The sequence below is a fragment of the Alteromonas sp. 4NH20-0104 genome, from assembly GCF_057547795.1.
Window position 1 is genome coordinate 167,071 of sequence record NZ_BAAJLP010000001.1, and the last position, 13,489, is coordinate 180,559.

Consider the following 13,489-nt stretch of genomic DNA (forward strand, 5'->3'; position numbering starts at 1 on the left):
GGTCGGTTATACGGCTTGTCTTACATCAATTTTGCCGTAGCTGTAGTAGGCTGAACAGGCGCCCTCGGTAGACACCATTAGCGCGCCAATAGGTGTTTCCGGATTACACTGCTCGCCAAATAATTTGCATTCCCAGGGTTTCAGTACGCCTTTAAGTACTTCCCCACACTGACAGGCTTTGGGATCCGCTACGTGGGCTGGTTCCACAGCAAATAAACGTTCGGCATCGAAGCGGGCATACTTTTCCCGAATGCGAACGCCTGAGTGATCGATTGAGCCCAGGCCCCGCCACTCAAAAAATTCGCGTAACTCAAACACTTCGCCAACGGCATTAAGCGCATTACTATTGCCCTGCTCTGGTACAATTCGTTTGTACTGGTTTTCCACCTGAGCGCGGCCATCACGGATTTGCTCAACGACCATCAGCATCGACTGCAGGATATCCAGCGGTTCAAAACCGGCAATCACCAGCGGGCGTTTATAATGGCTGGCGATAAACTCATAAGGCGCTTTACCAATAACCATCGACACATGGCCAGGACCAAGGAAACCATCAATCACCATATCCGGTGAGTCCAGAATCGCTTTGATGGTAGGAATGATTGTGATGTGGTTGCAGAACAGCGAGAAGTTTGTGATGCCTTCCCTATCCGCCTGCAGTAGCGTTAATGCGGTGCTTGGCATGGTGGTTTCAAAGCCCAGGCCAAAGAACACCACATTTTTAGTTGGGTTTTTCCGCGCAATATCCAATGCATCCATGGGCGAATACACCATGCGTACATCACAACCATCGGAGTTTGCTTGCTGCAGGCTTTTCTTCGAGCCTGGCACACGCATGGCGTCACCAAACGTGGTAAATATCACATCAGGTTGTTCAGCAATGGCAACGCAGTCGTCTACTCTTCCCATCGGCAGCACACAAACCGGGCAGCCAGGACCATGCACCATTTCAATCTTATCGGGTAATAATTCTTCCAGTCCGTAGCGAAAAATGGAGTGCGTATGGCCCCCGCACACTTCCATTATTTGTAACGGTCGTTGGGCGGTAGTGGGAATTTCCTCTACTACAGCATGAATACGCTCAAGCACACGCCTGGCCATATCCGGATCGCGAAACTCATCAACAAACTTCATTATTTCTTCTCCTGAGACAACCGGCTGTCAGCCAGCAGGCTGTGTACCAGATCCCATAAAATGTGATAACAGGCCAGGTGGCACTCCTGAATGCGGTGAATACTGTCGCTGGGTACGGTAATACAAACATCGGTTAGCTGTTGTCGCTGCAGCTCTCCGCCGGTTTGACCGGTAAAGGCAATGACACTCAGCGCCATCGCGCGGGCTTTTTTACTGGCCTCAATCAAATTGGCCGAATTACCACTGGTTGAAAAGACCACCAGCGTATCTCCGGCATTGGCCAAAGCTGATAACTGGCGGGTTAATACATGTTCGGTACCCACATCGTTGCTCACCGCCGTCATCATCGCGGTATCCTGCGACAAGTTTATTGCTGGCAACGCTCTGCGCCCGGTCGTAACCGGATGCATAAACTCCACCGCGAGATGTGCCGCATCGCAACTTGAGCCACCATTGCCTGCCGTAAGCAGTTTGCCCTGCTGTGCGTAAGTCGTTGCAATGCGCTTTGCCGCCGCCAGCAATGTTTCGCTGTGCCTGGCAAAAAAAGCCTGCTTTACAAAAATACTGTCGCTAGCTTTGGCCTGTACAGACGCCAACAGGGCCCTTTCCAGCTCGTCTTTGTCTGCGGGTTTATCGGCGGTTGGGTGGCCGGTAAAGGGATACAGAGCAGATAAAACCGACTGGTTGTCGATAGGCTTGCTCATTGCAATTATCCCTGAGCACCGTGCTGCATCGCATCGAGCTCTTCCTGCAATTCACCTATTTCGGCGAGAATTTCCAGCGTACGCCTGGCCTCTTCCTCGTCGATAATGCTCATGGCAAACCCCACGTGCACCAAAGCCCAACTGCCAATTAATGATTGCAGGTTGCCGTCGGGTGGTACCACACAACTCAGGTTTGCCTCACGCTTAACGCCTGATACTTGCACAATACCGGTTTGTATTGCCTCGTCGCTGATAGCGATAATCTGGCCTGGGATCCCTAAACACATAACTGCTACTCCGCTTAATGCTGTTTACTGGTTTCTGAATCGCCTGATTTCTCAAGCTCGTAGCGCTCCAGTTTGGAGCGTAAGCCTACCCGGGACAGACCCAGTTCCAGTGAGGCACTGCTTTTATTCCAGCGATGGCGGATCAGCGTTTCGCGCAGAATACGTTTTTCCAGCAGTTCGACCTTTTCTTTGAGCGTACCTTCCAGCCCGGCGAACACGTCGATATCTTCATCCTCACCTCCCGGTGCGGCTCTGAGTACCCGCGCGTTCAACAAGTCGGCAGTCAGCCATTCGCCCTCGCACATTACCAGCATACGGCGCACTTCATTCTGAAGTTCGCGCACATTCCCTGGCCAGCTGTAGCGTTTCATGCAGGCAATGGCTTCTTCGCTAAAGCCCTTCACCGGCTTGTCGAACTGGTGCATAGCGGTTTGTAAAAAGCTGTTCGCCAGGACCGGAATATCTATGGTACGGCGGGATAACGCCGGCAACTCCAGGGTAACTTCGGCGAGGCGAAAATACAGATCCTGACGGAAACGTCCGGCCCGGACCTCTTCTTCCAAATCACGGTTGGTTGATGCGACTACCCTGACATTCACCTTGCGGCGTTGCTGTTCTCCAAGGCGACGAATCTCCCTTTCCTGCAGAACCCGCAAAAGCTTGACCTGAAATGCAGGGCTAATCTCGCCGATTTCATCGAGAAAAATAGTGCCGCCATCGGCCTGTTCAAATAAACCAACGTGGTCGGTAATTGCTCCGGTAAACGAGCCTTTTTTGTGACCAAAGAGTTCAGATGCCAGCAGTTCATCCGGCATCGCGCCGCAGTTTTCCACCACAAAAGGACGGTCTGCACGCAAACTGTTGTAATGCAGCGCACGGGCAAATAATTCTTTACCTGCGCCGGACGGACCGGTAATTAATACCGATACGTCATAAGGAGCGATTTTACTTACCTGGTCACACACTTTGTTCAGCGGACTTTGGGCATGTCGTTTTATTTCTTCCAGCTGAAAACTGTTACGCAGATGCACTTTTTTCTCATGTACCTGTGTCTCAGCCTGTTCTTCGGTAAGACGCATCTCCATATTCAGCAGCGCATTTTCACTTTGTAGAGCACACATACGACAAGCACTGCGAATGATCATCAACAGACTTTCAGGATGCCAGGGTTTGGTGATGTACTGCAAAATACCGGCTTCATTGAGCCCTTTGATAATATCTTCTGAATCGGTATAACCAGACAGAATCAAGCGGGCAACCTGCGGCCAGCGTTCACGAACTTCGGTTAACAGCTCTACACCGGTGCGGTCAGGCATTCTCTGATCGCACAGGATTACCTGTACGTCATGGCTTGCCAGTAATTCCAGCGCCAGATCGGCACTGTTAGCCGTTAATACGTCAAATTCTTCATCCAATGTACGCTCAAGGGTTTCCAGCGAACGGACTTCATCATCAACGCATAACACTATGGGACGTTGAGATGTGGTCATTATAAAATTGCCTTAAACTGCTCTATCTGTTGCTGTAGGAGGTTAATCCGCGATTCAATGATTGCCGCCCGTTTGGCGTTGATCCATTCAAGCCATTCCTGCATGCCCTCACCACTCTTGGCTGAAAGCTGAATTATGTGAATATCCGGGTTGACTCTTCTGGCGTATTCCATGCATTTGTCCACATCAAAATCCAGGTAGGGTAACAGGTCTGTTTTGTTGAGGATCATAAGTTCAGATGCATGAAACATATCCGGATATTTAAGCGGTTTATCTTCTCCTTCGGTGACTGATAAAATCGACACCTTCGCCGCCTCACCCAAATCAAATGATGCCGGGCACACCAGATTCCCGACATTTTCTATAAACAGCACGCCGCCATTCAAGCCTGTGAAGTTTTCCATCGCATGGCCCACCATATGCGCATCCAGGTGACAGCCTTTGCCGGTATTAATCTGAATCGCCTGAACGCCGGTTTCGCGAATGCGGTCGGCATCGTTGGCCGTCTGCTGGTCCCCTTCAATTACCCCTACCGTGTAGCGGTCTTTTATATGATTCAGCGTTTCGGTGAGTAACGTGGTTTTACCTGAACCGGGGCTCGAAACCAGATTCAGAACAAACAGGGATTGCTGCTCAAACCTTACCCGGTTTTGCGCGGCATACTGGTTATTCTTGCCCAGAATATCCTGCTCTATTTGCACCATTCGGCTTTGGCTAAGACCCGCTACATGAGCGTGTGCAGGCCCTTTACCAAAATGAATGTTATCACCATCACTTTCGATACCGCTGTGATCATGCTGGTCATCATGACTGTGCGAGTGAGAATGTGAATGCCCGTGACTATGTTCTCCATGATGGTCGCCATGATGATGATCATGCTCGTGATGATGGTGATGCCCATGGGAGTGGTCATGGGAATGCCCGTGACTATGCCCGTAGGCGTGATCTTCTTGTCCTTCTATCCGCACTTCACCTTCTGAACAACCGCAAACCGTACACATGTTTATGCCACCTCTAATTCTTTTATTCTCATTTCTTCACCCTGCGTTATCTGCAAATGATAACTGCCACAAACAGGGCAACTGTCATAACGTTGCGTGACCGGGACGGTATCCAGACACTGCAAACAGAAAGCTTTTCCCGGCATTTTGATAATATGCAGGCTGGCGCCCTCAGCCAGACTTCCTCTTATTACTGCATCGAAACAAAACGTTAGCGCGTCGGCTTCAATGGTCGCGAGCGGGCCAATCTCAACCCACACCGCCTTCACTTTATCAAAAGACTGGCTGACCGCCTGTTCTTCCAATACCTGCAGGATCCCCTCTGCAATCGACATTTCATGCATGAACTAACTCCAACTGCCAGTCCACACAGGGATCGAGCAGTTTTATCAATGTTTCCGCCACGGGAGTCACCTGTTCCCAGGGTAAATATAATCCTTCCAGCTTCGTTTTCAGACTGCCCTGCGGATGAAAATTCCATTCGGTTGGTGCGATAATCTGATACCGCTCCACGCGGTTTTTCTCATCCAGCGTCACTTTGTGTAGCAACGAGCCCCGGGCGGTCTCTACTATCGAGCAGCCACGTATGCCGATATTTTCAGACGAGGAACCCTCGGTAAACTTTGCCAGCGCCCTGAGCCGCGCCGGGGCAGTAGTGATTTCACGGTAAAGCGAGCGCAGCCGACTTTCAATAACAAATCCACTGGCTGCCATATTCTGGCGCGCCCAACAACCTGTTTCAGCAGGCACTCCGCTTACCGAAGGCTGGTGGCAAAATTGTTCAGCATTAGCACCATCCAGCGCCGAAAGGACAGCAATACACTGTTGCTGGTCGCCGAAGTTTAACGTTTTTGCGGCCAGACCTAACGGATATTCACCGCATTCTTTCAGCAGTTGGCATACCGCTTCAGACACCCCCATTACCGGCAAGGGTGCAAACCCTTGATGGGCCGGTAACAATGGCTGGATAACCCCTTCTAACTGGCGGGCCAGTGGTTCAATCTCTACCCGTTTGCTAGCCTCACCTAACGAGGTATGGGCCAGGGTTAAACTCCAGCCAAGCTGTTTTCGGCACTGATTAAACCAGTCAACCACATGGCTCATTCTGGATTTATGCTGTGGTGCCCAGTTTGTCACCCAACTGAATACCTGCTCTCTTAAAGACTCGGCAAATAATAAGGTATCCCGGGCTTGTCTGGTTGCCAGTGATTCAGTCATACCAGAGGCACTCTCTACGGCCCTGAGAGCCGCAATTAACTGCCCCATTCCGCAAATATAGAAGAGCGATGGCATCATCGCCAGCACACGTTCAACGGGCTTACCTGCAAACAAACGGGTTACCGCAAACGGACGAGTGTTAGTAATCTCAACGGCTTTAATATGATCCCGGTTATAACAGACACTCACCTTAATTCCGCCGGTAAGCGAAGGCTTTGTCGCACCACTAACGTGTTTACTGGCAGCCAGTTCAGCAGTTATATTCATGGCCTGCTGTCCTCCCGACCGGCAAAGCTGCCGGTTAAGAATGCCCGGCGACTCACCTCTGCAGAATCATTTGCCGGCGCTTCCCGCTCACCATCGGCCTCGTTATCAACCTGCTCAGGCTGGGCAGCTTCTCGCATCTCACGATGTGCAACAAAACTTTGGTGACGCTCTGTAGGGCTGACATTTTGCTCATCGAACAAGGCTGTCAGTACTTCCTGAGCGGTTTGCATCGCGATGATCTGGGAGGGAAATTCGAACATCGGAGAAAATACTGAGCAAGAGGCAAAATCGCCACAGTCTTCGGCATAAGCACGAATAAACTCATACCGGCCGGATGGCAGCGCCTGATAAAACTTTGCGCCCACCTGCTGCCTGTTATGACGCGATAATTCGCCCGGGAGTATCACAATGTTCATACACCAGGGCGTCACAATAATACCCAGCCAGTTGTCTTGCCAGGGCAAAAAGGTGGTCGCATCGACTTCAAGCTTGTGATTATAGACCGGCAGGCCTGCCATGTTGCGGGCCGCCGACCGGTAGAAAGCTAAGACTGCTGCACCATTTGACATTATTAGTCCTCTATCACCATAAACTGGTCGCGGTCGCCGTCACATTCAGGACACCGCCAGTGATCGGGTAACTCTACAAACGCCGTGCCCGGGGGAATTTGCCAGACTTCATCACCGGCTGCCGGGTCGTAAACATACCAGCAAATCTTACATTCCAGTTTGGCCTGTTTATCAATTCGGCTGGCGTCGCCTAAATAGCTGCCTTCAAACCCCTGAAAACTCATAATCCGGTCCTATACCAACGCGTCGCGAATTTCAGCCAGTCGCACGGCCGAATCGGCCAGGTCTTCCGGGGCCGCGCAGGCAACCGCCGGAATAGCAACTATTTCGAGTGTGTCCAGAATGAGCTGATCGGTACTGTTGTAATACTGCACACGCCACAAACCATCCACCTGAGTGGAGGTAATTCGGCAATTGCCGTAGCCCCGGGACAAAATGGTAACGCAACCGGTTCCGGTGGTTTCGGTCAGGCAGTAATGATCCTCCGGTGAAAATGGCAGCAACGACAGATTAATCACGTGTGAGGCGATGCCAGGTTCACGCTGATAATCCGCTGAAGTATCCGCTATCTCCACTAGCACTGAAGGGGCATTCAGCAGGCCTTCAGGCAATGCGGCAATACGCGATGGCAAATCTACTTTGGTGGCAAATGCATGGTCTTTTACGCACTCGGGTATCTCGGCTACCTCAATCGCTTCAGCCGTCACGTTGCCCTGCTCATCGAAGGTCCGTAAACGCCAGATACCTGCCATCACAGTTTCCTGAATGCGGATTGGCTTATCACCATCAATAAGCACACTGACCTCACCTTCGCCAAGAATTTGATTAAGCAGTTTCAGATCCTCTTCCGGTAACGCAGTCAGCGTTAAAATGCTGCTCTGACCCTGTTCATTAATCTGGCCCAGCATAAGCTGTATATCAGCCAGAATCGCCATGGCCTGCGGACAGCGTTCAAGTTCGCTTTCTTCCGGAAATGACGGAACGTCGTAGGTATTCATTTCCGACGGCATTTTCATGTAATCAAGCACCATATCGCCTTCAGACTGACTACCCGGGCCGATAGATACATTTACAACATTAATACTGTTATCACGCATGAGCTTCTCCTATTGCCCGCAACTTTTACTTACCGGGTTAAATACAACCGGTATCCCTATCCCCGGGTCTGGGCGGGGTGTTAGCGTTAAAATTCGATTGATTTGGTGCACGTAGTCATCCCAGTTTTGCACTTTGGTTATCGCATCGAGATACTGACCGTGTTTGAGAAATACCAGCGCCGGCCAGGCCATAAAATTGTAACGACCACGACAGGCGGTTTGAATGTCCTGAGATACCACCGCCGGGGTAAGCTGAGGAAACTGTTTGATCAGCTCCGGGAGGATCACAGCCACATCCAGACTCTCCGGGAAGCGCTTAGGATCTTCGGTTAAAAACAGCACGCTTATTGGCGTTTGTTCAATAAAATGCTCAAAGTTATCATCGTCGAGTAAGGGATACCCTAACTCATCGATAAGGCGATTGATCAGCGGTGAATTCATAGCGTTCTCTTATCTTGTATTATTTTAAAAGCGGTTTTAAATGGTCAGGTAACTGGGGTTCACGCTCGACCAAATCTTTGAAGCAATCGTCCAGATCCACACTTTGGCCGGCCATTACCCGTTCAATGGCACTCACAGCTTCTTCTACCTGTTGTGCCCTGGCCGCGGTCAGTACTTCCCGGGCGGCATCTAAAAACACCAACAACCAGTCTCCCGGTGCCACTTCGCCAACCAAAGAAGTATCTATCCAGCGATGTTCGACACCGCGCTGACAATACGCCTTGTGGCGTTCAGTCTGAATAACCTGAAACGGTAATCCAATACACATTACTTGCTACTTCCCGAAGCAGCAGGCGCACCAATCACCCGGCTATCGCCGGTGCGGCAGGCCGCTTCTTCGTCGGGCCTGCCCTGTTCATAATCACTCAGGTTTAACTGGCCGGGCGCCAACGCCTGCGTACGACCGTTGCTACGCTGCACAGTGACACCAAACTGCTGAAGGTATTCCAGCGCAATGTCGATGGCGGGTTGAACCTGAGCTTTGACCTCGTCACGTAAACTGCCACCAAAGTCTTCCAGTTCCACCGGCTGACACCCAACCAGCAACAGATCAGCAGGATAATTACCAGTGAATTCAGCCATGGCCAGAACTTCCTGAAAACCAGTCTGATGCAGGCTAATTTGCTTAGCGCCCATGAATTTTGGCACTTCATCGTTATAAATAGTTTTTAATGTGCCCGGTGCCAGTCCGTAGTCGATGGCGTCAAACACCACCAGCACATCGGCTTCCTGGACATGCTGGACCAGATAAATTCCCTGAGTACCGCCATCCATGATCCTGACGTTCTCATCAAACGCGTAGTGCTGGTTTAACAATTCAACACAGCGAACGCCAAACCCCTCATCGGCCCATAAAACGTTGCCAATGCCTAAAATAAGTATTTGCTTTTGATTCATATGATTTTGCACTGCCATAAAACTGAGATTATTTGGCGCTTGCGCTAATTACATTTCATTTACATATAACAAGTAGCATGCCAACTTCTTAAAAAATCAGGAATCGCCGTATGGCGCGGTGTCACGGGGGGCGTTACAAGTAACCACAATTAAAAGAAGGAAATAGATATAACAAAACTAACCACTAAATGGAAAGTTACTTACCAGTCTCTTTTGTGAATCGGCGACTGGCGTCGTACAACTCCCAAAGCTGTTGTTTTTCAAGCCAAAACATTGGGGTAGTCTGGAAGTAATGGGCGAGTCTGATGGCACTGTCGGCTGAAATGGCGCGTTGACCTTTGATAATTTCGTGTACACGTCGTCGGGATATGCCTAGCACGCGGGCTAACTCAGACTGGCTGATATTCAGCGGTTGCAGATAACAGCGTTGCAGAAAACGGCCGGGATGCTCAGGCTTACGACGACTTAAGCAGTGGCTGCTAACAGTGAGGTTGAAGGCGGTCATCCGGTTGCTCAGGCAAAATTAACAAAACAGGTTAAAAGAAAAAGGGACGCAGGCGGGGTCAACAAATGCCTGCATCCCTCTGAGGAGCCTTAGTCGGGCTTGTCATCCTTAAACATACGCCAGCCACTGATCATGGTGGAGATCAAGCTTTGGCGTGACATGATGTCTTCACGAATGGCCACATAAACATGGATCATTATAAAAGTGATCAGATACCACATGCCCAGGCGGTGCCAGGTGTGTACATCCTGACTCTGACCAAATAGCGGGATCACCCAGCCGAATAATGTATCCTGCCAGCTGCCCTGCCCGGCACCTTCGCTGTAAAGGGCAAAGCCGGTGAAGATCATAAAGATCATGCCGAGGATAAAGAAAAAGAACATGCCAAGTTGCGCCAACGGATTATGGCCGATGTACTTTTTCGGCGTTTTTTCCATAAACAGATACCAGCGCACTTCATGCAGGACTTCTTTCCACCAGGCTTTAACAAAAAACTTGGGGAAGAACAGTTCTCGGGAATGATGATTACCCACCAGCGCCCAGTACAAACGGCCTATAAAGCCAATGGTCACCACATAAGCGGCGGCAAAATGCGCAAAGCGAATGTAGCCCATCAGAAAATTATCGCTCGCTTCACCCGGTAAGGTGGGTAATGGCTGGCCGATAAAATAGCCCGTCACGCAAAGCGTGATAATGGAAAACACGGTTATCCAGTGCCATAACCGCACCGGTGCTTCGTAAACGTATACCGCCGTTTGGCGACGGGTAATAACCTTTTCGTCGCCATGATGATGGTTATCCGTAAGCTGACTTCTTTCAACAGCTTTGCTTTTCACTGACGTAGACATAATTGAGTCTCCAGCGAGAGCACCAGGGTGCTCTCTTAACGAATTTTCACTTTAGTCAGTTCCTGACCGTCTTCACTCATTACGTGTGTGGAACAGGCCAGACACGGGTCAAAGCTGTGTAAAGTTCGCAGGATTTCAACCGGTTCATCTGGGCGCTCCATGGGCGTATTAAGCAATGACGCTTCAAAAGCCCCGATATTGCCTTCTGAATCACGAGGAGAACCGTTCCAGGTGGTTGGTACCACCGCCTGGTAGTTTTCAATTTTACCGTCTTTAATTTTAATCCAGTGACCCAGTGCACCGCGCGGGGCTTCGTTGATTCCAACCCCTTTGGCTTCTTTAGGCCAGGTTTTAGGATCCCATTTTTCCACATTGGCGGTAGAGGAATCACCGTTTTTAATGTTGTTCACCAGCTGATGCCAGTCGTCCAGCATAGAATCTACACACAGTTCTGAATCCAATGCCCGTGCCAGTGTGCGGCCCAGGGTAGATGGCAGGAATTGCTTTAAGCCAAGGTCCATGCCAGTGGCCTGATTAAACGCCGACAGTGACCGGTCAACCTGATCCTGTACGTACTCTTTGCCAGAAGCATACGCCACGATATAACGCGACAGTGGGCCAACTTCCATCGCATGCCCTTTCCAGCGTGGTGATTTAATCCAGCTGTATTTGGCGCTTTCATCGAGTTCTTTGATATTGGTTTTGGTGCCCTTAAAGTTTGGCCCCAGTTCAAATTTTGCTTCCGTTTCACCGTCCCAGGGATGCAGTCCTTTAGCGCCGTTGGCGTACTGATACCAGCTGTGATCGACAAACTCCTGAATTTCATCCGGGTTACGCACATCAACCGGATGCACTTCATCCCAGTTGCCGTTAATAATGGCACCGGCCGGGATCAAATCAGTAGATTTATCACCGGGCACCACCGTATGAGTACCATAGCTCAGTACGTTTGTCGCAGACAGACCGCCGCCATACAACCAGTCTTTATACAAGGTAGCAATGGCTATGACATCAGGGATGTACACGTTCTTAATAAAGGCTTCTGCTTCACGAATACGTTCCAGCACAAAGTTCAGGCTGGTCATATTCACCGGCGCGCCGGATGAGCCGGTACCGTCCAGATTAATCGCACAGGGTACACCGCCAACCATAAAGTTAGGGTGCGGGTTCTTCCCGCCAAAAATAGTGTGAATTTTGACGATTTCTTTTTGCATATCGAGCGCTTCAAGATAATGCGCTACCGCCATCAAATCGGCTTCCGGTGGTAATTTGTAGGCCGGATTACTCCAATAACCATTAGCAAATAAACCTAACTGACCGCTTTCGATAAACTTCTTTATGCGGGTTTGCACGTCGCGGAAATAACCCGGGCTGGATAATGGATGTGACGACGATATTTTCTGCTGTAGGGCAGAGGTAGCTTTCGGATCAGCTTTTAATGCGTTAACCGGGTTCACCCAGTCCAGCGCATGCAGGTGATAAAAATGCACCACGTGATCGTGGATATTCAGGGTTTTGTCCATCAGATGACGGATAAGGTGGGCATTCAAAGGGATCTCAATGCCCAGCGCATCCTCTACGGCGCGCACACTGGTGAGTGCGTGACAGCCGGTACACACCCCACAAATACGTTCAACAAAGGCCCAGGCATCACGCGGGTCACGGCCTTTTAAAATCACTTCCAGTCCGCGCCACATGGTACCGGTGGAAACCGCATTGCGGATAATATTATTATCGTCAACGTTCACTTCGCAGCGCATGTGACCTTCAATACGGGTCACCGGGTCCACCACAATACGGCGGCCTGAACTGTCGAGTAATTTAGAATTTAACGGCGTGTTCATTATTCTTGTTCTCCCTTATGCTGCGCGCGTTTTACCGCACTCACGGCAGCATGGGCAGCAATTGCTGCACCGACACCACCCGCAACGGCGGTGCCTACTTCATCAGCGTTCGATTCGATACCGAACTGGTTAATGTCAGTCAGACGGTCATAGAAGGAGCCCTTGTCCCAGAACCCATCTTCTGAACAACCAATACAACCGTGGCCGGCCTGAATCGGGAAGGACGTGCCTTCATTCCAGCGCACCGTTGAACAGGCGTTATAAGTGGTTGGCCCTTTACAACCTACTTTGTACAGGCAGTAGCCTTTGCGCGCGCCTTCGTCATCCCATTGCTCAACAAACTGGCCGGCATCGAAATGCGGACGACGGTAGCATTTATCGTGAATACGCTGACTGTAGAACATTTTCGGACGTCCCTGACGGTCCAGTTCCGGCACTTTACCGAAGGTCAGCATGTACGTAATTACGCCGGTCATAACTTCCGCAATCGGCGGGCAACCTGGTACCTTAATAATCGGTTTGTCTTTAATCACTTTGTGGATCGGCACAGCCTGTGTAGGATTAGGTCGAGCGGCCTGCACACAGCCCCAGGAAGCACATGAGCCCCAGGCAATAATGGCCGCCGCGTCTTTAGCGGCGTGCTTGAGCTGGTCAAGGAATGGCTTACCACCAACAATACAGAACATACCGTCTTCATTCAGTGGCGGATTACCTTCTACAGCAAGGATGTACTTACCCTTGTACTTCTGCATGGTCTCTTCAAGGATCGCTTCGGCCTGATGGCCTGCTGACGCCATTAACGTATCGTCGTAATCCAGTGAGATCATCGACAACACCACATCTTTCACCAGGGGGTGAGCAGAGCGGATAAAGGATTCAGAGCAACAGGTACATTCCAGTCCGTGCAGCCACAGCACGGGGGTACGTTCCTTGGTTTCCATAGCATTGGCAATACGCGGTGCAAACGCGGGGCCAAGGCCTAATGCCGCAGCAGTCAGGCTACAATACTTCAGGAAACTGCGACGGGTAATTCCCTGTCGCCGCATGACTTCGTAAAAGGTCTCTAATTGGGACATTCGGTCCTCCGGCAGTGATACCGCTGAAGTTACACTTACCTCAAATTTGCA

At 50.5% G+C, this 13,489-nt stretch carries 17 protein-coding genes; all 17 read right to left on the reverse strand.

From position 1 onward, the window contains the following. Nucleotides 1–6: 6 nt before the first annotated feature. Entirely contained in the window at nt 7–1,134 is a 1,128-nt protein-coding gene (gene hypD, locus AC27IB_RS00775) for a hydrogenase formation protein HypD (protein WP_296050881.1), read from the reverse strand. Further along, entirely contained in the window at nt 1,134–1,838 is a 705-nt protein-coding gene (locus AC27IB_RS00780; RefSeq protein ID WP_487118218.1) for a D-sedoheptulose-7-phosphate isomerase, read from the reverse strand. Before AC27IB_RS00780 ends, hypD begins: the two co-directional genes overlap by 1 nt. A 5-nt stretch (nt 1,839–1,843) precedes the next feature. Next, on the reverse strand, nt 1,844–2,125 hold the full coding sequence (locus AC27IB_RS00785; RefSeq protein WP_296050887.1) for a HypC/HybG/HupF family hydrogenase formation chaperone: 282 nt from the start codon (nt 2,123–2,125) through the stop codon (nt 1,844–1,846). A gap of 14 nt (nt 2,126–2,139) precedes the next feature. Beyond that, on the reverse strand, nt 2,140–3,615 hold the full coding sequence (locus AC27IB_RS00790) for a sigma-54-dependent transcriptional regulator (RefSeq protein WP_296050889.1): 1,476 nt from the start codon (nt 3,613–3,615) through the stop codon (nt 2,140–2,142). Further along, complete coding sequence (gene hypB, locus AC27IB_RS00795) at nt 3,615–4,616, reverse strand: hydrogenase nickel incorporation protein HypB (RefSeq protein ID WP_487118221.1); 1,002 nt, start codon at nt 4,614–4,616, stop codon at nt 3,615–3,617. The genes AC27IB_RS00790 and hypB overlap by 1 nt, the downstream gene beginning before the upstream one ends. A gap of 2 nt (nt 4,617–4,618) precedes the next feature. Then, nucleotides 4,619–4,960, reverse strand: a complete 342-nt coding sequence (gene hypA, locus AC27IB_RS00800; RefSeq protein ID WP_296050895.1) for a hydrogenase maturation nickel metallochaperone HypA — start codon at nt 4,958–4,960, stop codon at nt 4,619–4,621. After that, complete coding sequence (locus AC27IB_RS00805; protein WP_487118223.1) at nt 4,953–6,101, reverse strand: nickel-dependent hydrogenase large subunit; 1,149 nt, start codon at nt 6,099–6,101, stop codon at nt 4,953–4,955. Before AC27IB_RS00805 ends, hypA begins: the two co-directional genes overlap by 8 nt. Continuing rightward, the gene (gene hybE / locus AC27IB_RS00810) at nt 6,098–6,670 is read right to left on the reverse strand and encodes a [NiFe]-hydrogenase assembly chaperone HybE (protein WP_296050921.1); all 573 of its coding nucleotides are present in this window, start codon (nt 6,668–6,670) and stop codon (nt 6,098–6,100) included. The genes AC27IB_RS00805 and hybE overlap by 4 nt, the downstream gene beginning before the upstream one ends. A gap of 2 nt (nt 6,671–6,672) precedes the next feature. Further along, nucleotides 6,673–6,894: a rubredoxin gene (locus AC27IB_RS00815; RefSeq protein ID WP_487118226.1), complete on the reverse strand. Its 222-nt coding sequence runs from the start codon at nt 6,892–6,894 to the stop codon at nt 6,673–6,675. Nucleotides 6,895–6,903: 9 nt separating this feature from the next. Further along, nucleotides 6,904–7,767, reverse strand: a complete 864-nt coding sequence (locus AC27IB_RS00820) for a hydrogenase expression/formation protein (RefSeq protein WP_487118228.1) — start codon at nt 7,765–7,767, stop codon at nt 6,904–6,906. 9 nt (nt 7,768–7,776) lie between these two features. Then, the gene (locus AC27IB_RS00825) at nt 7,777–8,208 is read right to left on the reverse strand and encodes a thioredoxin domain-containing protein (protein WP_296050928.1); all 432 of its coding nucleotides are present in this window, start codon (nt 8,206–8,208) and stop codon (nt 7,777–7,779) included. A gap of 19 nt (nt 8,209–8,227) precedes the next feature. Further along, nucleotides 8,228–8,536, reverse strand: coding sequence for a HypC/HybG/HupF family hydrogenase formation chaperone (locus AC27IB_RS00830; RefSeq protein WP_487118230.1), 309 nt, complete (start codon nt 8,534–8,536; stop codon nt 8,228–8,230). Then, the gene (locus tag AC27IB_RS00835; RefSeq protein ID WP_487118232.1) at nt 8,536–9,165 is read right to left on the reverse strand and encodes a HyaD/HybD family hydrogenase maturation endopeptidase; all 630 of its coding nucleotides are present in this window, start codon (nt 9,163–9,165) and stop codon (nt 8,536–8,538) included. Before AC27IB_RS00835 ends, AC27IB_RS00830 begins: the two co-directional genes overlap by 1 nt. A 196-nt stretch (nt 9,166–9,361) precedes the next feature. Further along, nucleotides 9,362–9,670, reverse strand: a complete 309-nt coding sequence (locus AC27IB_RS00840; RefSeq protein ID WP_487118234.1) for a HigA family addiction module antitoxin — start codon at nt 9,668–9,670, stop codon at nt 9,362–9,364. 89 nt (nt 9,671–9,759) lie between these two features. Continuing rightward, entirely contained in the window at nt 9,760–10,518 is a 759-nt protein-coding gene (gene cybH, locus AC27IB_RS00845) for a Ni/Fe-hydrogenase, b-type cytochrome subunit (RefSeq protein WP_296050939.1), read from the reverse strand. Between the two features lie 35 nt (nt 10,519–10,553). Continuing rightward, nucleotides 10,554–12,362 (reverse strand): nickel-dependent hydrogenase large subunit, encoded by a 1,809-nt coding sequence (locus AC27IB_RS00850; RefSeq protein ID WP_487118236.1) that lies wholly within the window; start codon nt 12,360–12,362, stop codon nt 10,554–10,556. Further along, nucleotides 12,362–13,438: a hydrogenase small subunit gene (locus AC27IB_RS00855; RefSeq protein ID WP_020745478.1), complete on the reverse strand. Its 1,077-nt coding sequence runs from the start codon at nt 13,436–13,438 to the stop codon at nt 12,362–12,364. The genes AC27IB_RS00850 and AC27IB_RS00855 overlap by 1 nt, the downstream gene beginning before the upstream one ends. Nucleotides 13,439–13,489: the final 51 nt, after the last annotated feature.